This window comes from Nostoc sp. PCC 7107, assembly GCF_000316625.1.
Taxonomy (GTDB): Bacteria; Cyanobacteriota; Cyanobacteriia; order Cyanobacteriales; family Nostocaceae; genus Nostoc_B.
Window position 1 is genome coordinate 5,505,632 of the sequence record NC_019676.1, and the last position, 22,425, is coordinate 5,528,056.

A 22,425-nucleotide genomic window follows, 5' to 3' on the forward strand; every position below is an offset into this window, starting at 1 on the left:
AGGCTTATAACATTGATTACCATTGGTCAGCCATGACTCCACTAACACTTGTCTGAGATTGCGGGGCATTGGGTGTTAGAAAAACTCTTCCTAGTCCCTAGCCCCTGGTCTTTAATTCCTAATTAGTAGATGCGACTAAGGGAACTTTTGCAACATCCTTTAAGCTAACGGAGGAGAGAAGTTCCTGCCATTGCTTAATCAGGGTGACATTTTCAGGTTGAGTAGTTTGCAGTACAGCCATTGTGGCTACACAGTCATACCACACACCATTTTTACCCAAAGCGGTTGCCCGCTTCAGAGCATCTTCTTGCTGCATGGCTGTTGTCAGTTCAGCAGTAGGCTGGATACGCTCAATCCAACCATCAACGTAAGGTGTACTTGGGCTAAGTGTTCTATCCACTTTCAGCGCCAAGAACCATTGATAGTTTTTACCCACAGCTAAAGCAGGCGCATCTGTTGGTAATTTGACTGCTATTACTCCAGTTTTCCCTGCAACCGGAATAGTCATTTGATACTGTGTATTACCAGTTTCATCTTTGAGGCTAAACACAGCTTCTTCTGCATTAGAAGCAGGAAGGTAGACTAAAATTGTGGGATGTCCAGAAATCGTTGTGCCATAGAAGCTTTCTGGTAGAAGGGCGATAAGCGCTGCCGGCCCAGCTGCTGCTACAGTCGAAGGATTCAAGTAGTAACTACCAAGACGAGAAGCACCTCCAGAGGCCTGTTGAGGAGCGCTGTTATCTTTTTTGGGAGTAAAAAGATTACCACGAGAAGCACCTCCAGAAGCCTGTTGAGGAGCGCTGTTATCTTTTTTGGGAGTGAAAAGATTACCACGAGAAGCCCCTCCAGTGGCTTGCTTAGGCGCACTGTTATCTTTTTTGGGAGTAAAAAGATTACCACGAGACGCGCCTCCAGTGGCTTGCTTAGGCGCACTGTTACTTTTACTTGGGGTAAAGATACTGCCGCGAGAAGCTCCTCCAGTGGCTTCTTTTGGCGCAGAATTTTTTACAGGCGGGGTAAATGTTACAGCAGATGCACTAGCCCATGTACTGCTAACAATCAGAGCAATGATGCTCAATGTAGTTAGATATCGATGTTTCATTATGTTTGATCTCATCTCATTAAGTAGTGACGGAAAATACATTAAATAACACTGTGCAAACAACTCCTGAAATACTTTTAAATCCCAGTTAAATTGGGGAAGGCTACTAGTATTTATATCCGAATTCGTGTAAAAAATCCATAAAGAAATGGTTTCTTTAGAGCCATGAGACCACGGTAAAATTACTTAACTACAACCAGTTTCCCACCAAAACAAAGGCAGACCAAAAAAACGGATCGCGGAAATCAGTTTGGCGAATCAGGTTAATTTGTGCCTGTCGTAGTGCTTCGGCCTTTGTGATTTTGGGCTGCCGTAGTTGGTCATAGAAACGAGTCATGAGCATTTGGGCGGCTTTATCTTTAACTGGCCAGAGTGTGGCAATGGTAGAACGAGCGCCGGATTTGACAGCTAACCCAGCTAATCCCAGAGCAGCCCGATCATCTCCACTAGCAGTATCACAGGCACTCAGTACTAATAATTCGATCGCCTTTGATGAGTTCCCACTACGATTTTTGAGGAGTTCGGACAATTCCTTCACATTCACTTGTCCATCCCATGTAAGTAAGAAAGTATCTTCGAGACGAGAACTAAATTGTCCGTGGGTTGCTAGGTGAACAACATTCGCCTTATTAGATTTCACTTGATCGGCGAGGGCTTGACTGGTGAATTGCTGGTTAAGTAAGGCTGAAGATGGAACTTTCTGGGCTATTTGCCTCACTTCTGATTCCACCGCGGGTAAAGCACTAAAACCAGCACGAGATTCACTAATCCCGCCAACAATTGCATCAATGTGGTTTTGCTGGAGTGAACGAGCCGCCATCAGTTGCAATCCTGGGGAAAGTGCCACAGCATACTTTTCAATCAGATATTGCTTACCGTCATACAAGGCGGCCATGGGAATGTTCCGCAATCGCCCATCTAAAACAAATACCAATGTCTTAGTGTCTTTGAAGGCTTGATCTGCTTCTGCTGGACGAATCAACCAGTCATAAATCTGTCGGGATAATTGCTCTCGAACGGTTGAGTCGGAAACTGGGTTGAGAGCAACGAGGAAATTCTCTAGAGTTTGGTCAATTTCCGCTTGAGATTTGGGAGTGGCGTAGTAACGCAGTGGTTTTCCGGCTTGAGAAAAAATTACACCTAAGCGATCGCTTAAAATAATCGGATAAACTACTGTTGCCGTGGGGTCAACTTGATCAATTTGTTGGGCTTTATCTAAACAAGCTTCGCGGAAAAAGTTATCTAGTTCAGCGACTTGGAGTGACTCAATTAATTCACGGGCTTGTGTTAATGCAGGTTGGGTAGGTTGCTCATCTAGTAGTAAACTCACTAATTCCCGATAGACAGGCTCAACACTTTCGCGGAAAGAAAATTGGACATCGGGGTTGACAGCAACCATATCCCCTCGCAATGCCTTTAATGACTTCACGGCTTCGGTATAAGCTGTAATGGCTTGGGGGTGATTGCCTTGTTGCTTATACAACTTTCCTACCTGCCATGCTGATTGAGCAATCAGATCATCCGCTTGGATTTGGCGGGCAATATTCAAAGATTTCTCGGCTAATTCCTGCGCCTGAGACCACTGTTTTTGGCGACTATAGAGTTGCGCCCACTCATGCAGTGCATAGGATTGAGCGCTACTATCCTGAATTTTTTGGGCAGATTTAACAGTGTCTGCCATCAATTGCGCTGACTCTTTGCTTGATAAAATTCGCTCTGGGTTTTCTAAACGATTCAATGTGGCGACAAAATTAATTGCTGCACCAAGAGAACTATGACTGGGCGGTAGTTCTGACAACTGTTGTCGTAATTGTGGTGCCAGTGGAATTGCATATTCCAGTTTGTGATGATCCACTAATAATTTGAACCGAGCTAAACGCGCTTGTAAAGCTTCATTAGGATTTGTCGCTGCGGTTTCAGCATCTTCAAAGTAATTTAGGGCGGCTTCTGGGTCTTGCAAATCAGTAGCAACTTTCCCCAGACTGGCAAGAATAGAACTTAACTGAGTTTTAGCAGCAATTTGCTGGGCTGTGGCTAAACTTTTTTCTAATACTGACTGACTGTTGGGATCGCCGATGGCGTGCAAAGCTAAACCCAGCGATCGCAACCCACTCACTTTGATTTCGGAATCTGGCATTGCTGCCAACTTTTGCCCTAATGCTTCCAATTGCTGTTTTGAACGACGGTAAAATCCCAAACTTTGTAAGGCTTGTGCTTGGTTGATTTGACTGCCTAAGCTGCCAATTTTATCCCCTGCTTGCTCATAATATTTTTGAGCTTGTCGCCAAATATCTAGGGCAGTTTCCGCCTTGCCAGTACGTAGTTGTAAATTTGCTTGAGTATTCAGTATTTGCGCCCAGATAATGGCATCTATAGAGGGTTGAGCAGTTTGCAAAATTTTTACACTTTGTTCGATAGATTCTTGGGCGGCTTCCCATTGGTTGAGTTCTTGTTGTGCCAATGATAGGTAACTCAAACTTAAAGCTTCCTTTGTGCGATCGCCTTGGCTATGGTAATTTTGTACTGCCTTATGCCACGCGTTCACCGCTTCTGTAAAGTTGCCTGAATGGTAAAGCTGCCGTCCCTGTTCTAGCCAATTTGTAGACTCCGTAGCGGATACATTGATATTCAGGCTAGGAGGAGAATTTATTGCTACTTGTAGAGATGCTTGAGCAGGTGTAATAGTCACTGCCAAACATAAACTCAAAAGACTCAGACTGAGATATAGCCAACGACCTTTTTTAATGAGGAAATTCATAAGTAGTTATAGGTTAAGAATTGAGAGAAGAAATTTATAGAGTCAATTCACCCTTGAAAGCCCACTACAGGCTAATTGCGACTGTCTATTTGTGGGGAATGTCGCTGCAATTAACTCAACTTTGCCTTGGGCATTATGTTCGGCTGCGATAAATTAGTAACATTGGCTGGCAATTTGATTAAACTCATAAACTAGTCGCCTTTTATACCCATATTTTAGTATTCCCAAAATGCTCTGATTTCTAACTCAACTGACTAGGGAATAATTTGGGAGTTGGCTTGGGAGAGTAGGGGGTTTTAAAGTTTTCCCATGTAAGTTAGTGGCGATCGCAGTTTTATTTTTATTCTCATAACTGCGTAAATTGTTGGTTTCCTATCTAAAATTCATAGTCAGCATAAAATACTGCTTTGGTTAAAACGAAGTGTCTTTGTAGAGTAGCCATTATTTTATCTGTGCAGCACAGGTTATAAATGTTTTTACCTGGGCTGATTGAGCAGCAATTAACTCAATTTTGCCTTGGGTGTTACGTCGCCAACCAGTTGCTTGAACAAATGTTTCTGGAGATTTTGGTATTTGGGCTTGTGTTGGTTGTGCTTTATGGAATGCAGATATATCACGGATATCAGACCAAGTGCGATCGCTCCTAATTTCCTGTGTGGGATTTTGGGGTACACCACCCCTTCCTGTGGCGACAAAACTACTACCACTTGTATCTGCACAACCAGCAGCGATTTTTTGGGATGAATCGGTAACATTTGCTGGCAGTTCGACTAAACCGGAATTGGGGTCAACACCAACTGTATTAACTTGAACCGTACCACTTAGCCCAAATTGAGAACTAGCGGTAATATCACTTTCTGGTGTCAGTTGCTGACGAAATTCTAATCCTAAAATACTCTGAGCCTGAATGTTAATATTGCCACCTTTGCCTTGAAAGGCATTGGCAATGATATCACTGTTTTCCCAACCAAAAATGATTGGTGAATTAATGGTAATATTACCTCCATTACCATTACCGCCTGCTGTTGCAGCGATCGCGCTTTTGTCGCGCAGAAGCAATAACTTCCCAACTTGTAAGTTGATATTACCTCCATTACCTGATTCTGTTTGTGCCTGAATACTGCCTTGACGGTCTAATCGGATGGTATTGGCTGTGATGTTGAGACTGCCACCATTGCCACTACCTTGACTAGTGACACTGACTGTTCCGCCATGTGTCACCGTCAGGTTTGGCGTGGTAATACTCACATTACCAGCATTTGCCGTGAGTATATCTGGCAGACCAAATCTCTGCCGCAGTTGTGGAATTAGTCGAGTGGTAGATGAGTTGATACTGCTGTTATTGTTCCGACTGCGACCACTGATTTGGATCGATTCCGTGGCGTTAATGCTTATATTTCCCCCATTACCTGCAAAAAATGTGGTTGCCGCAACTGCTCCCCCATCCAGAATTTGCAATTTGGCGGTATCTAGGGTCAAAGTTTTGGCGTTTCCGGTTGCAAATGTAGTTGAGCTAATGTTGCTATATGTCCCGCCGGGGCTTTGTCCCATCACAGTGGTGTGATTAGTGCGAATTGCTACTTTACCACTGGAGCCACTACCAAATGTAGCTGAAATCAGTGCGGCACCATTTGACACCAGTAAACTATTGGCATTGACGGAGATATCGCCAGCGTTTCCAGAACCATAAACAGAAGTAGAAAGGGTACTAACGCTATTTGGATTGATTGGTGAAAAGCCAGACAGTTCAATTGTTGTGGCATCAACGTTGATATTGCCACTGGGAGCCACTCCAACTGAATTGCTATTCAACCCCGCTCCCTGCTGGAGGGTCAGACGGGGAGTAATTACACTGATGTTCCCACCAGATGCAATACCTACAGCTTCAGTACGTACCCCACTCCGAATTGTGCTATCAGATGTTGTACCAATCAAATCAATCGCCTCTGTAGCTTGAAGGCGAATGTCGCCGCCGGGGAGATTGCCGAAATTTCGCGCCTGCACCAGAGAGCCATCGGTGAATTGAATTTGCCTACCTTGAATTTGAACTGAACCTGCATTCACCCCGCTTATATCTAATAGCGATCGCTCTTGAAGCTGAATATCATCAAAATTTTGCCCATTTTCATATCCCAAAGTATAGCCTTGTGCAGTTGGGATCAAACTAACCAACCCTGCACCACTCACACTGCCTAATTCTATTTGCCCTTGCTTGGCGGTTAAAGTTGCCCCATTCAGATTCAGATTGCCACCCACCAAAGCTAGGGTTTTTCCCGGCTGTACCCGCAATTCTGTCGCACTGGGATTTTGAGTGACAAGAGGCAGTCCACCAGGATTACTCAAGGAGTGTCCTGTGCCTTCAACAGCTATCGGTGCAGGATTGTTGCCCATTTGCAAACCAATAGGAACATTAATACTTAATAACGGGTTAGCTTGGGGATTAATAGCGCTAAATTCAGTACCATCACTAAATTTAATGCTCTGGGCAGTTGTCCCAATAAAGGAGCCGCCAATATTAAGTTGGGCATTTGCACCGAAAATTATCCCACTGGGATTAAGCAAAAATAAATTAGCGCTGCCATTGGCTTTAATTAAACCATCAATGTTGGAAACACTACCGCCAGTCACTCGACTAAAAATATTTTGAATATCTATAGCATTATCAAATGATGCCGATCCGCCTGTAGGAATAGAGAATTGGCTAAAGCTATGAAATAAATTATTGCCAACACGATTACCGTTGGTGATGGTGTAATTACTGTTACCACTAACAGCAGTGTTGAGAGTGTTGTCAGGTATTACTTGCGCGTGAACACTACTGTTGTACATTGCAGATATGCAGATTGCACTAAGAAAGCCAAACCCAATAAAAGTTACTTTCATTAACCCAGGTTTTATTTTTTCTTCCGTATTTATTGTTCCCAATTTAGTATTTTTTTAACATCGATTAATTTTTGGGAACAGCCGCACAGGTTAATGCTGTTTGTACATGAGAAGGAGATTGATTGGCAATTAACTCAATTTTGCCGTTGGCGTTACGATGCCAAGAAGTGGCTTGAATGAGAACCTCTGGAGATGGTGGTATTTGGGCTTGGACTGATTTTGTTTTATGGAATGCAGAGATATCGCGGATGTCTGACCAAGTGCGATCGCTCCTAATTTCCTCGGTGGGATTTTCTGGCACACCACCCCTTCCTGTGGCGACAAAACTACTACCAGTCTCGTTAGCGCAACCACTAGCAATTTGTTGGGATGGGTCTGTGAGATTCTTAGGTAATTCAACTAAACCAGAATTAGGATCAACACCAATATTATTAATTTGCACAGTGCCATTGACATTGAATTGAGAACTAGCGGTAATGTCATTTGTCAAAACTTCTCTAGGATTGAGAAGATTGCCATACTTTAAGCCAATGATTCCCTGAGTTGTGATGTGAATATTACCACCTCTTCCTTGGACTGCATTGGCAATAATGTCACTGTTTTCTAAACCGACAATGTTGGGGGCGTTAATCGTAATATTACCTCCATTGCCACCGGCTTCTGCACTGATAAAACTGCCATGACGCATCAATAAGACATCACGCACTTGCAGGTCAATATTACCTCCTTCGCCTGCATTGGCTTCAGAACGAAGCTTACCAGCTTGATCCAACTTCAGATAATTAGCCTGAATGACCATATTACCAGCATTTCCTGTACCTTTGCCGCTAACTACAATTTCGCCGTGATCGCTCAGACTCAAATTCTCCGTGGTCAGATGTACTGAACCCGCAGTACCAGGGCCTGTGGAAGAGGCATACAACCCACTGGGGCCAGTCGCATCCAGCGAGTAAAGTAGTTGGCCATTTGGTGCTTGACTGACACCTGCAATATTAACAGAATTGGCTTGAATAGAAATATTTCCGGCTGTACCGTAGGTTTCAGTTGAGGTAGAAATTCGTCCTCCGTCAAGTAAGTTGAGTTGACCAACATTAAAAGTAATGTTGCCACCTTGTCCCTGACCTAGACTAATCAGTTTTTCAGTAGCAAAATCATAGTTACCATTTGTTGAGGCAAAAAATCGGCTGGCCACGCCAGTTGAAGAACTACCAGCCACCGTTACTTCGTCAGCATTCACAATAATGTCACCCGATGTACCTTCACCATAAGTACCAGTCCGAATACCAGGGCCATTCAAGACCTCTAATTTTCCGACATTGAGAATTATATCTCCACCTCTGCCTGTGGCATTTTCACGGATACTGGTACTCATCCCTGTCAAAAATGCGGGTTCATTTGTTGCAGTTTCACCTGTCACACTTAAGTTCTTGGCTATGACTATAATATTCCCACCATCACCAGTTCCTCTGGCGGTAGAGCGCAATTCAGCCCCGTCCCGAATGTTGACTTGTGTAGCATCAATTTTGACATTACCACCCCGACCTTGAGAATTATTCATGGTGTTGGATGCCAGGGTACTTACACTAAATCGCTGTTTTGTCGGTGTATAGATTGCTTCCCCAATCACATTGACAGTTGTACTTTTGACTGTAATATTGCCGGAATCGCCAATTCCATAGGCACGGGTGTTAATTTGTGCGCCATTTAAAACATTGAGCAGGGGTGTTTCAATGGTAACGTCACCACCTCTTCCTCTAGCAGTTGGTTGGGAGTAAGCTGCAATTGCAGTGTTAGAAAGGGCTGGCTGACCAATTAGTTCCAGAGATTCGGAAGCTTTGACGAGAATACCTTGTCCTGAACCTGTGCCTAATGTGTGGGAAGTAATAGTTGAAGAGCCAGACAGGGTAATTTTCTGCCCTTGGAGTGCGATCGCACCACCTTGGTTTCCACTTGTATCGACCTTGGCTGCATTACTAAAGTTGATATTTTGGAACTGAGTTACACCATTGAAATCTAAGCTGAATCCAGCAGTATTTACCGACAGTCCCACCAGATTATTTGCGGCAACACTCCCTAATTCAACTTTTCCATCGGTAGCAGTAATTGTACTTTGATCAAAAGTTAAGTTATTTCCCACCAGTGCAAATGTATTTCTCGCTGGAATCGCTAATTTCGCCCCATAAACGTTAATTGCACCGGAATTACTACCCATTTGCAAGCCAATTGGCACACTCATAGTCAATAATGTTGTGGCACTTGTATCAACAGCACCAAACTCTCTGCCATCAGCAAATTTGATGCTATTTGCAGTTGTACCGATAAAAGAACCACCCACATTTAAGCGAGCATTAGCTCCAAATATAATCCCCGCCGGGTTGAGTAAAAACAGATTCACACCGCTATTAGTTGTGATGGAACCGTTAATATAAGAAACATCACCACCCGTCACACGACTAAAAATGTTTTGGATGCCAGAAGTACTACTGAAGGCAACAGAACCATTGCTAGGTATATAAAATTGACTAAAGCTATGAAATAAATTATTGCCAACAACAGTACCACCAGTGATTGTGTAACTATTACTTCCAGATACAGCAGTGTTGAGAGTGCCATCAGGTATGACTTGCGCTTGGATACGGCTGTTACCAAGAGCCAATATGTAGATTGCACCAATTAAGCTGAAGTGGGCAAAAGTTATTTTCATCAACCAAACTTTTAATTATCTAGTTTGTGTCTAGTTTTCCCAAAGTAAATTTTGCTATTGGGGTAGCTATGTAATGTTTTGATGAATTCTTTTCAGCTTTGATTAACAGCAGCACAAGTTAATGATGGTGGTAAATTCACAGAAGATTTATCGGCAATTAATTCAATTTTGCCTTGGGCGTTGCGATGCCAAGAAGTAGCTTGGACAAGTATTTCTGGGGATTTTGGTATTTGGGCTTTTACTGGTTTTGTTGTTTGGAATGCAGAGATATCGCGGATATCAGACCAGGTGCGATCGCTCCTAATTTCCTGTGTGGGATTTTGCGGTATGCCACCACGTCCTGTAGCAACAAAACTACTGTTATTATTCGCTGAACAATCTGTAGCAATTTTTTGAGATGAATCAGTTACATTTGCTGGTAGTTCGATTAAACCCGAATTGGGATCAATACCAACATTGTTAATTGCAACTGTGCCATTCACGCCAAATTGTGAACTAGCAGTAATATCACTTTTGAGAGTGAGTTGATTGCGGAATTTTAATCCATAAATACCTTGAGTGGCAATCTGAATATTACCACCACTTCCCAAAACAGCATTCGCGGAAATGTCGCTGTTTTCGTTTGATACACCCACAATAAACCCGGCATTAATATTAATATTGCCCCCTGTGGAAGCGCCAAGGGCATTGGTAACGATTTTACTGCCATGACGTAATAGCAATACCTCATTCACATCAAGGCTAATGTTTCCTTGACTACCGCCATTTACCTCAGAACGCAGATTTGCGCCATTTTTGAGAAAAATATTCTTGGCACTAATATTTAGGTTGCCAGCATCGCCGCTACCTGTATTACTAACAGTGATTTCTGCGTCATCTCTGACTTGTACAATGTCTGATTGAATATTGACAGAACCCGCAGCAAAACTACTAGCAGAAGAAGCAGCGATCGCACTTGGTAAGTAATTACTATTTACCAAATTTTGGGAAATACCTTGGACATCAATATTTTTAACTCGCAAGTTAACACTACCCGCACTTCCCTGACCGAGGCTAGAGGAAGTAATCTGCCCCCCGTTGAATACATGCAGGCTATCTGCTGTCAAATTAATCAACCCACCTTGACCAGCAGCATCCTCACCTAACGCAACGGTGATACCACTAACTGTGTTGCTAAAACTATCGATCACAGGGTCGCTGACTTCTACAGCTTTGGCATCAATATCTATATTTCCAGCTATACCACTGCCTGCTACAGCACTAGAAATAGTCCCACCCTGTGACAGTGACAAATTTCCAGTCTCAATTATGATATTACCCGCTTGACCAGCTGCATAAGGTTGAATTGAACTAATGACAGCACCTATCAATCCAGCAGGTGTGACTCCAGAAATTTCCAGACTCTCAGCCGCCCGAATTGCAATGTCTCCCGACTTTCCTGTAGTCACAGACTCTGAAAAACCAGGAATATAAAACCCCAGCAAATTGCTGCTAATGCGACTCCCATCTAGCAAACGTACCCGTTGAGCAACAACACTGATCTTTCCACTCTCATTCATGCTGCCATTACTGATTAAAGTAGTAATGGCACTAGGACGAAAGAAATTAACTGGAAATGGGTTGTACCCACTAACTTCTACATCTGCGGCTTTTATAGTGATATCTCCCGTTCTGGAGTTATTACTTAAGACAAGTTTAAAATTTTTGAAGTCGAAGGCAGCGTTAACTGTAGACTGAATCCAGCCTGCATTTGCTATGTGTAAACGTTGCGTCTCGACTGTAATATCTCCGGCTCGACCCTGATTCCCAACTACGCTAGTGAATAAACCAGGAGTAGGATATTGAGATGCGGCAGATACCCCTAACAGATCAACAAATTCTGTCGTTTTGATGTTAATACCTTGCCCTTGTCCCAAAGTACCAGTATTGGAAGAAATTCCCGAACCATCTTGAAGTGTCAAACCTCGTCCCCGAATGTTGATTGCTCCGCCATTTATCCCATTAGTATCAATGATGGAAGATTGTCTCAGGAAAATATTTCCCCAATCCGCAGCAACAGGACTAGTTAATTGCAATTGAGCTTGATTATTCAAACCAACTTCAGCATTCCGTAATGCCCATAGCTCAATTCTGCCATCTCGATTAGTCAGACTAGTCTGATTGATATCGATTTCACTCCCCACCAAAGCCACTGTTTTAGCTTTAAACATTTGTGAAGGGCGATCAACGAAGTTAGATGCTGGGGTTCCTTGGGTGCGAATTGCTCCCGCATTCATTCCCAGTTGCAAACCAACTGGTACACTCATGGTTAACAATGGAGATGTTGTTGTATCGGTACTAAAAATTATCCCATCAGCAAACTTAATACTATTGGCAGTTGTGCCGACAAACGAACCACCAATATTTAACCGAGCGTTGACACCAAAAATTATTCCCGCTGGGTTGAGTAAAAATAAATTGGCACTACCATTGGTTTGAATTAAACCATCAATGTTAGAAACATAACCGCCAGTCACACGACTAAAAATATTTTGGATATCTGCGGCATTATTGAAGACTGCCGAGCCATTGCTAGGAACAGAGAATTGGCTGAAGCTATGAAATAAATTATTACCGACACGAGAGCCATTGGTGATGGTGTAATTACTGTTACCACCGACAGAGGTGTTGAGAGTGTTATCAGGAATCACTTGTGCTTGAACACCATTGTTGTAAATAGTACATATCAGAATTGCACCTATGAAGCCAAACCCAACAAAAGTTAATTTCATCAACCCATCTCTATTGTTCTACTCCGCATTTATTTTTCCCATATCAGTAAAATTAGTAACATTTGATAAATTATATTGAACTTTTAGGAATAGCAGCACAGGTTAATGATGGTTGCATAGATGTAGGAGACTGGGCTGCAACCAGTTCAATTTTGCCTTGGGCATTACGTCGCCAAGATGTAGCTTGGACAAGTGTTTCTGGGGATTTTGGTATTTGGGCTTGTGCTGGTTTTGTGGTGTGGAATGCAGAGATATCGCGGATATCAGACCAAGTGCGATCGCTCTTAATATCCTGTGTGGGATTTTGCGGTATTCCTCCTCTACCTGTAGCCACAAAACTACTACCAGTATTAGCATTACAACCACTAGCAATCTTTTGTGATGAATCAGTAAAGTTTCCCGATAATTCTACTAAACCAGAATTGGGGTCAACACCAATGTTGTTAATTTCCACTGTACCATTCACCCCAAACTCGGAACTGGCGGTGATATCGTTTTCTGGTGTCAGTTCCGAACGGTATTCTAAACCAATAATTCCCTGAGTGGTGATGTTAATATTACCGCCTTTACCTCCAACAGCATTAGCCGTGATATCGCTGTTTTCTAAGCCGACAATAGTGGGTGAATTAATGGTAATATTTCCCCCATTACCTGTACTGCCTGCGGTGGTTGTAATTTTACTGCGATCGCGCATTAACAGCAAACTTCCCACTTTTAAGTCTATATTTCCACCATTACCAGATTCGGTCTGTGCTTGAATCAACGCCTGATTTTTTAATTGGATAATATCTGCGACAATGTTAAGGTTGCCGGCATTACCAGTACCTTCACTCGTTACAGTCACAGTAGCACCATCCGTCAGTATCAGATTTGGTGTTTTAATGCTAAGACTACCAGCATTTGCCGTCAGCATATCTGGAAAGCCAAATGATTGACGTAACTGTGCATTAAGACGCGTTGCAGAAGAATTAATTGCACTGTTATTGTTATTGTTACGACTACTAATTGCGATCGCTTCACTGGCATTGATAATTACATTTCCCCCATTACCAGCAAACAATGTAGATGAACCAATTCTTCCCCCATCTAAAATTTGTAATTTGCCAGTATCAAGTATCAAATCTTTGTTATCTCCGAACGCGAATGTAGCTAAAGTAATCGCACTGTCAAATCCTGAAGGGCTGTTTCCAATAACTGTGGTGTTTTGATTGCGAATTGAAACTTTACCACTACTTCCACTGCCAAACGTAACCGAAGAAAGGGAAGCTCCACCAGATATTAGTAAATTATCACCACTAACGAATACATCACCAGCACTACCAGAAGCAAAACTCAACGTACTAATGCCAGTAACTCTATTCGGGTTTATTTGCGAAAAACCAGATATTTCAATTATTTTTGCGTCAATTTCAATATTACCACTAGGAGCAATTCCCAAAGTTAGATTATTTAAACCAGATCCTTCTTGGAGGTTAAATTTTCGCGTAAAAATACCAATATTTCCCCCTGCTCCAATTCCATAAGTTTCGCTACGAACTCCACTCAACACATTTCCATCGTTACTTGTGCCTATTAAATCAATTCCTGTTGATGCTTGAAGGCTAATTTCTCCACCAGGAAGATAGCCATAATTTTGTGCAAGTATCAATGAACCATCTGTTAAACTGATATTTTTGGCTTGTAAACGAACAGAACCTGAATTTACACCACTTACATTTATTAGTGACTTTTCTGCTAATTGAATATCACCAAAAATTTGTCCATTCTCATAACCCAAAGCATAACCTTGTGCATTTGGGATTAAATCAACTTGCCCAGTTCCATTTGTACTACCTAATTCTACCCGTCCTTCTGGTGCAGTCAATATAAATCCATCTATCTGTAAATTACCACCTACCAATGCTAAGGTTTTCCCTGGTTTCACCTGTAGTTCTGTCGAGTTGGGTGTGGGAACGATAACAGAACCGCTATTTGTGTATCCTCTTCCTTGAGCTTTGATAGCAGCAGAATTACTACCCATTTGCAAGCCCACTGGTGCGCTCATTGTCAGCAAAGGTTTATCCACACCTTGCAAAGTACTAAATTCTGTCCCATCGGCAAACTTGATACTGTTAGCAGTTGTGGCTATAAAAGAACCACCAATATTTAAGCGGGCATTTTGACCAAAAATAACCCCTGCCGGGTTGAGTAAGAATAAGTTGGCACTACCCTTAGCACTGATATCACCATCAATGTTGGAAATATTACCACCAGTCACCCGACTAAAAATATTTTGGATATCAGTGGCATTGTCAAATGAAGCAGAACCGCCACTAGGTACAGAGAATTGACTGAAACTATGAAATAAATTATTCCCAACACGAGTGCCATTGTTGATAGTGTAACTATTGCTGCCACTCATAGAAGTAGTGGAAGTAACAGAAGTATTGAGGGTATTATCGGGAGTTACTTGTGCGTGAACACTATTGTTGTAAACAACAGATAACCAGATTACACTCAGCACACCAAACCCGACAAAAGTTAATTTCATGAATCCAGTTCTTTTTTCTTCTTCTGCAATTTATTGTTCCCGTTTTGGTAAGTTTTGTAACACTAATTAATTTTTAACTACAGCAGCACAGGTTAAGACCGGTGGCATCTGCGGAGGTGATTTAGCTGCCACTAATTCAATTTTGCCTTGGGTGTTACGTCGCCAAGAAGTTGCTTGGACAAGTGTTTCGGGAGATTTTGGTATTTGAGCTTGTACTGGTTGTGTTGTTTGGAATGCAGCGATATCGCGGATATCAGACCAAGTGCGATCGCTCTTCAAGTCCTGCGTCGGATTTTGTGGTATCCCACCTCGTCCAGTGGCGACAAAACTACTCCCAGTATTATTAGAACAACCACTAGCTATTTGCTGGGATGGATCGGTGATATTTGCTGGTAGTTCGACTAAACCCGAATTTGGATCAATACCAATGTTATTAATTTCCACAGTCCCGTTGAGATTGAATTGAGAACTGGCGGTAATATCGTTAGTCAGGTCTTCCCTGGGAGTCAGGGTATCGCGGAATTTTAGACCAATGATACCTTGAGTAGTGATGTCGATATTGCCACCATTTCCTTGCACTGCATTGGCAATGATATCGCTATTTTCTAAACCCAAAATGATGGGAGCATTAATGGTGAGGTTGCCACCGTTACCAGTTCCTTTAGCTTCTGTAGAAATGAAGCTGTTGTTTCGTAGAATCAAGTCAGATTTGAGATTCAAGTTGATATTACCGCCTTCCCCAGAAGCAGTATTAGCAATTAATCGACCCTTGTTATCGAGTCGTAAGGAATTCCCATTTATATTTAAAATTCCCCCATTTCCCAATCCTTCATTATTGACAGCAACTACCCCTCCATTATCTATTTGCAATGTAGGAGTATTAATGGTTACACTGCCAGCATTTCCACTAGGGCGATCAGGAAGTCCAAATGCTTGACGCAAAATTGTCGGTAAAATTGGAGCTGCTGCGCTAATACCGCCATTCCTGAGTTCTATTGATTCAGAAGCATTAATGGTGAGGTTGCCACCAGCACCACTATTGAGACTTGCAGTACTAACAGATGCGTTATTCTCTACAATCAGTCTGGATGTCTTTAGATTTACAGAACCACCATTACCTTTGCCAAATACAGTTGAACTAATATTAGCAGGAGCTAAAGTTATTGGATATATACCCTTAATTTCTATAGTTCTGGAAATATTCACATTTACATTTCCGCTATCCCCTTTTCCAAAATTGTTAGAAAGAATTAAGCCTCCATCTGTAATTGTTAGGTTCGACGCAGTGATATTTATATTGCCAGATTGCCCAGAGCCAAAGGTAGGTGTAGCAATTCCACTAGTAGCAATCGGATTTAGCGGTGTTACACGATTAATTTGAATATCTCTGGCAATATTTACATTAATATTACCCCCAGAGTCGAAACCATAAGTTCTTGCTAGGAGAATACCTCCATCATTGAGGAGTAAATCTCCAGCAGAAACATTAATATCAGCACCTTTCCCTTTTCCCAGAGTTTCAGTCATCAAGCGACTAGAAATAACTCCCGTCACAATTCCTACATCTGGTGCTGTTCTCACATCTCCAGCAAGGTCTAAAGAACCTGTTGCACGAACGCGAATACTATTAGGTGCTTGGCTTCCCACAGTTTGAATCAAGGCAGCAGAACCATCTTTCAGGCTAATATTGTTCCCTTGTAATTGAATTCCACGACTAGTTAACCCACTTGCATCCACTAAAGACTGATTTACAAGTTGGATATCTCCAAAGCTCTCAATATTTGCATAATCCAATTGAAATTCTGAGGATGAGTCATTAATATTAACTGTGCCTGCTTTGACTGCGCCTAATTCAATTCTGCCATTTTCAGCAGTTAAAACCCCACCTGACAAAGTCACATTTTGCCCAATTAATGCGATCGCTTGTCCAGAATTCACTTCTAAGGTTGATTGGGTATTATCCCGAATTACAGGAGTGAATGTTCCTCCTGTCAATTGATGTCCCTTTCCTTGTAATTGAATGTTTCCTGAATTTGTGCCCATTTGCAGTCCCACAGGCACACTCATGGTTAACAATGGGTTAGTTGTGGCATTAACTGCACTAAATTCTGTCCCATCGGCAAACTTAATACTATTGGCAGTTGTTCCTACAAATGACCCGCCAATATTTAAGCTGGCATTTTGTCCAAAGATAATTCCACTAGGATTGAGCAAAAATAGATTGGCGCTACCATTAGCTTGAATTAAACCGTCAATATTAGAAACACTACCACCAGTCACACGACTAAAAATATTTTGGATATCTACGGCATTATTGAATGATGCCGAGCCATTGCTAGGAACAGAGAATTGACTAAAGCTGTGAAATAAATTATTACCAACGCGATTCCCGTCAGTGATGGTGAAATTATTACCATTTTGTAAGACGCTTGTGTTGAGGGTGTGATCGGGAATTACTTGAGCGTGAACACTACTGTTGTAAATAGCAGAGACGAAGATTGCACCAATGAAGCCCAAGCCAGTAAAAGTTAATTTCATCAACCAATGTCTAATTTTTAACTATGTACTTAGTCTTCCCAATGTCGTAAGTTTTTTAACATTATGGGTTGTAGTTAACTTTGAGGAACCGCAGCACAGGTTAAGGATGGTTGACCAGTTGTCGGAGATTGGGCTGCAATTAACTCAATTTTGCCGTTGGGGTTACGATGCCAAGAAGTGGCTTGAATGAGAACCTCTGGAGATGGTGGTATTTGGGCTTGGACTGATTTTGTTTTCTGGAATGCAGAGATGTTGCGGATATCCGACCAAGTGCGATCGCTCCTCACGTCCTGTGTCGGATTTTGTGGTATTCCACCTCGTCCAGTGGCGACAAAGCTACTACCATTGTTATTAGAACAACCACTCGCTATTTGCTGCGATTGATCACTGACATTTGCGGGTAGTTCGACTAAACCCGAATTGGGGTCAACACCAATGTTATTAATTTCCACCGTGCCATTGACATTAAATGCGGAACTGGCTGTAATATCATTAGTCAAATCAACTCTGGGAGTCAAGGTATCGCGGAATTTTAGACCAATAATCCCTTGAGTTGTAATACTAATATTGCCACCCTTTCCTTGTACGGCATTGGCAATAATATCGCTATTTTCTAATCCCACAAGAATGGGTGCATGAATGTTAATATTACCTCCGTTACCATTACCGCTTGCTGTTGAGGTGATTTGACTATTATCGCGCAGTAGTAATAAATTCCTAGTCTGTAAATTAATATTACCACCATTACCAGATTCGGTTTGTGCTTGAATTAAGCTTTGATTTTTTAACTGGATATTATTTGCGATGATATTGATGTTGCCCCCATCACCTTTACCCTGGTTGGTAACACTGACCGCACCGCCATTGCTCAACATCAGATTCGGGGTGGTTACATTCACAGTTCCCGCATTTGCTGACAGAACATTTGGCAAATTAAATAGCTTTTGGATTAATGCTGGAGGGTAAAGGACGGCTGAGTTAATACTGCTATTGTTAACCCGGCTATGTCCATCAATCAGAATCGATTCTGTCGCGTTAATATTTAAATTTCCAGCTTGACCAATCAAGAAGGACGTGGTTGCGACCGCTCCTCCATTGAGCAGTTGTAATCGGTTCGTATCCAACGTCAAGGTTTGGGCATTGCCTTTACCATAGGTGACTGCACTAATGTTGCTATAGAGTCCTGTCAGGTTGTCTCCTGTGACAGTTGTATTCTTGCTACGAATGGTTACTTGCCCTGTGGAACCAGCAGCAAATGTGACTGAAGAAATAGCGGCTCCCTCAGAAACCAGTATATTATTACTATTAATAGAGAGATTGCCCGCTGACTTAGCTGTTCGGGTAGACGTAGTCAGAGAAGTTACTCCTGTGGGGTTGAGAGGAGAGAAACCAGATAACTCAACTGTCCCAGCATCAATCTGAATATCCCCACTCGCAGCCAATCCAAAAGCATTATTGTTGACTCCGGCACCTTGTGAGATGGTTAAGTGAGGAGTAATGAGATGGATGGGTGAACCTGTGCCAGTATTCAACCCTTCAGAACGGATACCACTACGAATTTGAGCGTTGGCCGTTGTACCAACAATATCAATCCCTTCTGAAGCCTGTAAAAAAATTTCACTCCCAGCAACATTTCCCAGATTTTTGGAAAATATGATTGAACCATCGCTAATTTGAATGTGCTTTCCCTGCAACTGCACCGAACCAGCATTGAATCCTCCTATCGTCAGCAAAGATTTTTGAGTGAGATGAATATCTGCAAAGCTTTGTCCACTCTCATAACCCAACTGATAACCTTGGGAGATGGGGCTCAAACTGACCAGTCCAACTCCGCTCAAACTTCCCAATTCCACACGTCCTTGAGGTGCGTTCAAGGTTGCCCCAATGAGATTTAATTTGCCTCCTACCAGCGCCAAAGTTTTTCCTGGCTTTACCATCAGTTCTGAGGAACTGGGGTTTTGATTAATGGGGGCGAGGCTACTAATGCTTGTTAGGGAATGACCTGTTCCTTGAACCGTGATAGGGCTTGGATTACTGCCCAGTTGCAAGCCAATAGGGACACTCATGGTCAATAATGGTGTCGCAATGGGATGAGTTGCACTAAATTCCACCCCATCAGCAAATTTGATACTACTTGCTGTAGTTCCAACAAAAGAACCACCAATATTTAAGCTGGCATTTTGTCTAAAAATAATGCCGGCGGGGTTGAGTAAAAATAAATTAGCATTACCCTTAGCGCTGATTTCACCATTAATGTTGGAAACATCACCACCAGTTACACGACTGAAAATATTTTGGATATCTGCGGCATTATCGAATGATGCCGAGCCGTTGTTAGGAACAGAGAATTGGCTGAAGCTATGAAATAAATTATTGCCAACACGAGTACCATTGGTGATGGTGTAATTACTACTACCACTCACAGCAGTGTTAAGAGTGTTATCAGGTGTTACTTGGGCGTGAACACTACTGTTGTATATCGCAGATATGCAGATTGCACCAACAAAACCAAATCTAACAACAGTTAATTTCATTAACCTAGTTCTTATTTTTATTCAGTGTTTTATTGTTCCCAATTTAGTATTTTTTTTAACATCGATTAATTTTTGGGAACAGCAGCACAGGTTAATGATGGTTGCATCTGAGAAGGAGATTTATCGGCAATTAATTCAATTTTGCCTTGAGGGTTACGATGCCAACTAGTTGCTTGGACAAGAGTTTCTGGTGATTTGGGTGTCTGGGCTTTAACTGGTTGTGTTTCCTGGAATGCAGAGATATCGCGGATATCAGACCAAGTGCGATCGCTCCTCAAGTCCTGTGTCGGATTTTGTGGTATCCCACCTCTACCTGTGGCAACAAAACTACTGCTGAGATTAGCAGAACAACCACTAGCTATTTTTTGAGATGGATCACTGACATTTGCGGGTAGTTCGACTAAACCCGAATTGGGGTCAACACCAATGTTATTAATTTCCACCGTGCCATTGACATTAAATGCGGAACTGGCTGTAATATCGTTAGTCAAATCAACTCTGGGAGTCAAGGTATCGCGGAATTTTAGACCAATAATCCCTTGAGTTGTAATACTAATATTGCCACCCTTTCCTTGTACGGCATTGGCAATAATATCGCTATTTTCTAGCCCAACAATCACTGGAGCATTAATACTAATATTGCCACCATTGCCACTACCAGCTGCTTCGGCACTAATAAAACCACCATAACGCATGAGTAATAAATCTCGCAGTTGCAGGTTGATGTTACCGCCTTCGCCTGCTTTTGTGGAAGCTAAAAGGTTTCCACCATTCTTGAGTGTGAGGGTATTGGCATTAATTTGCAAATTGCCCGCTGTCCCAAGTCCAGTGTTCTGAACAAAAATCGTTGCACCATCGGAGACGGTAACAAGTGGGGCATTAATATTAGTGTTACCTGCATTAGCACGGGAAATTGTACTAAAAGAACCAACAGGAAGAGCGGCAGTACCAATATAACTAGGAGTTTCTTCTGGTTTCATACCACTCACATCAATCGATTCAGAGGCATTGATGGTTAGTGAACCTGCATTTCCTAAAATTATGCTAGAAGCCGACACTCTACCGCCACCTTGAACCGACAACTTACGGGTGTCAATGTTCAAATTCCCCGCATCGCCAGGCCCGAATGTGGCAGCAGAAAGTAAACTAAAATAACTACCTTTTGGAGTTCCTGTACCTATTACCTGAATCGTATCTGCCTTGACATTAACATCGCCACCTTTACCTGAAGAATAAGGTCTAGCAGCTATATTAGCTCCCGCTGAAATAGATAAATCTTGAGTGGAAAGAGAAATATTTCCGCCTTGTCCCCGTCCAAAAGAAGCAGCTAATATCTGGCTGACTGCTCGAAAAGGAGTAGGATCGCCTAATGCAAAACCATTAATATTTATAGCATCACTATTGACTACAATGTTGCCACCAGCGGCTGCACTAAATGTGCGGTTTAAAATGTAACCACCCTGATCAACATTCAATTTTGGGGTTGTAATGATCACGTTCCCCGCCGCTTCAGAAGACATGGTGTCATTGATTAAACTGCTAGAACTTGTAAAATCGGGTGACTTACCAATAACATCTAAAGACTCTGTAGCATTGATAACTATATCACCAGCAGCTTGGTTACTACGATTTTGGACTAACACCAGAGAACCATCACGGATGCTTACCTGTTTCCCTTGAATGTTGACAGATCCGCCATTTCCTCGACTGAGATCGCGTGTAGATGCTAAAGCTCGTTGGGTAAGAGTAATGTTGCCAAAATTTGCAGTACTGGGATAGCTCAAGGTAAAGCCTTGAGAGGTGGAATTGAGAGAAACGCTGACATTACTGACGCTACCCAGTTCTATTTGTCCTCCTGGTGCAGAGAGCAAACCACCATCCAAGGCAATATTCCCACCAACCAATGCTAGGGTTTTGCCAGATTGCAGCTGTAGTCCTCTTGTACCAACGTTGAGTCCAGATATTGAAGACGATGCACTGAAACTACCATTGTGTCCCGCTCCTTGAACGGTAATCGCACCTGGATTGCTACCAAGTTGCAAACCTACGGGAACGCTCATAGTTAATAAGGCTGGTGATGTGATATTGGTTGCGCTAAACTCTATTCCATCGGCAAACTTGATACTATTGGCAGTTGTGGCTATAAAAGAACCACCAATATTTAAGCTGGCATTTTGTCTAAAAATAATGCCTGCGGGGTTGAGTAAGAATAAGTTGGCACTACCCTTAGCACTGATGTTACCATCAATATTAGAAACACTACCACCAGTCACACGACTAAAAATATTTTGGATATCAGTAGAATTATTAAACGATGCAGAGCCGTTGCTGGGAACTGAGAATTGGCTGAAGCTATGAAATAAATTATTACCAACGCGATTCCCGTCAGTGATGGTGAAATTATTACCATTTTGTAAGACGCTTGTGTTGAGGGTGTGATCGGGAATTACTTGAGCGTGAACACTACTGTTGTAAATAGCAGAGACGAAGATTGCACCAATGAAGCCCAAGCCAGTAAAAGTTAATTTCATCAACCAATGTCTAATTTTTAACTATGTACTTAGTCTTCCCAATGTCGTAAGTTTTTTAACATTATGGGTTGTAG

At 42.3% G+C, this 22,425-nt stretch carries 9 protein-coding genes; all 9 read right to left on the reverse strand.

Features of this window, described 5'->3' with window-relative positions:
• Positions 1 to 118: 118 nt before the first annotated feature.
• Positions 119 to 1,102 carry a DUF928 domain-containing protein gene (locus NOS7107_RS23555; RefSeq protein WP_015115442.1) on the reverse strand — a complete coding sequence of 328 codons (984 nt, stop codon included), beginning with the start codon at positions 1,100 to 1,102 and terminating at the stop codon, positions 119 to 121.
• 190 nt (positions 1,103 to 1,292) lie between these two features.
• Positions 1,293 to 3,860, reverse strand: coding sequence for a CHAT domain-containing protein (locus NOS7107_RS23560; protein WP_015115443.1), 2,568 nt, complete (start codon positions 3,858 to 3,860; stop codon positions 1,293 to 1,295).
• A 441-nt stretch (positions 3,861 to 4,301) separates the two neighbouring features.
• A complete protein-coding gene (locus NOS7107_RS23565; protein ID WP_015115444.1) occupies positions 4,302 to 6,743 on the reverse strand; it encodes an S-layer family protein in 2,442 nt (813 codons plus the stop codon).
• A gap of 64 nt (positions 6,744 to 6,807) precedes the next feature.
• Positions 6,808 to 9,447, reverse strand: a complete 2,640-nt coding sequence (locus NOS7107_RS23570; protein ID WP_015115445.1) for an S-layer family protein — start codon at positions 9,445 to 9,447, stop codon at positions 6,808 to 6,810.
• Between the two features lie 92 nt (positions 9,448 to 9,539).
• Positions 9,540 to 12,218: an S-layer family protein gene (locus NOS7107_RS23575; protein ID WP_015115446.1), complete on the reverse strand. Its 2,679-nt coding sequence runs from the start codon at positions 12,216 to 12,218 to the stop codon at positions 9,540 to 9,542.
• Between the two features lie 70 nt (positions 12,219 to 12,288).
• Positions 12,289 to 14,748 carry an S-layer family protein gene (locus tag NOS7107_RS23580; RefSeq protein ID WP_015115447.1) on the reverse strand — a complete coding sequence of 820 codons (2,460 nt, stop codon included), beginning with the start codon at positions 14,746 to 14,748 and terminating at the stop codon, positions 12,289 to 12,291.
• Positions 14,749 to 14,814: 66 nt separating this feature from the next.
• Positions 14,815 to 17,286 (reverse strand): S-layer family protein, encoded by a 2,472-nt coding sequence (locus NOS7107_RS23585; RefSeq protein ID WP_015115448.1) that lies wholly within the window; start codon positions 17,284 to 17,286, stop codon positions 14,815 to 14,817.
• 74 nt (positions 17,287 to 17,360) lie between these two features.
• A complete protein-coding gene (locus NOS7107_RS23590; RefSeq protein ID WP_015115449.1) occupies positions 17,361 to 19,820 on the reverse strand; it encodes an S-layer family protein in 2,460 nt (819 codons plus the stop codon).
• A 65-nt stretch (positions 19,821 to 19,885) separates the two neighbouring features.
• Positions 19,886 to 22,351 carry an S-layer family protein gene (locus NOS7107_RS23595; RefSeq protein ID WP_015115450.1) on the reverse strand — a complete coding sequence of 822 codons (2,466 nt, stop codon included), beginning with the start codon at positions 22,349 to 22,351 and terminating at the stop codon, positions 19,886 to 19,888.
• Positions 22,352 to 22,425: the final 74 nt, after the last annotated feature.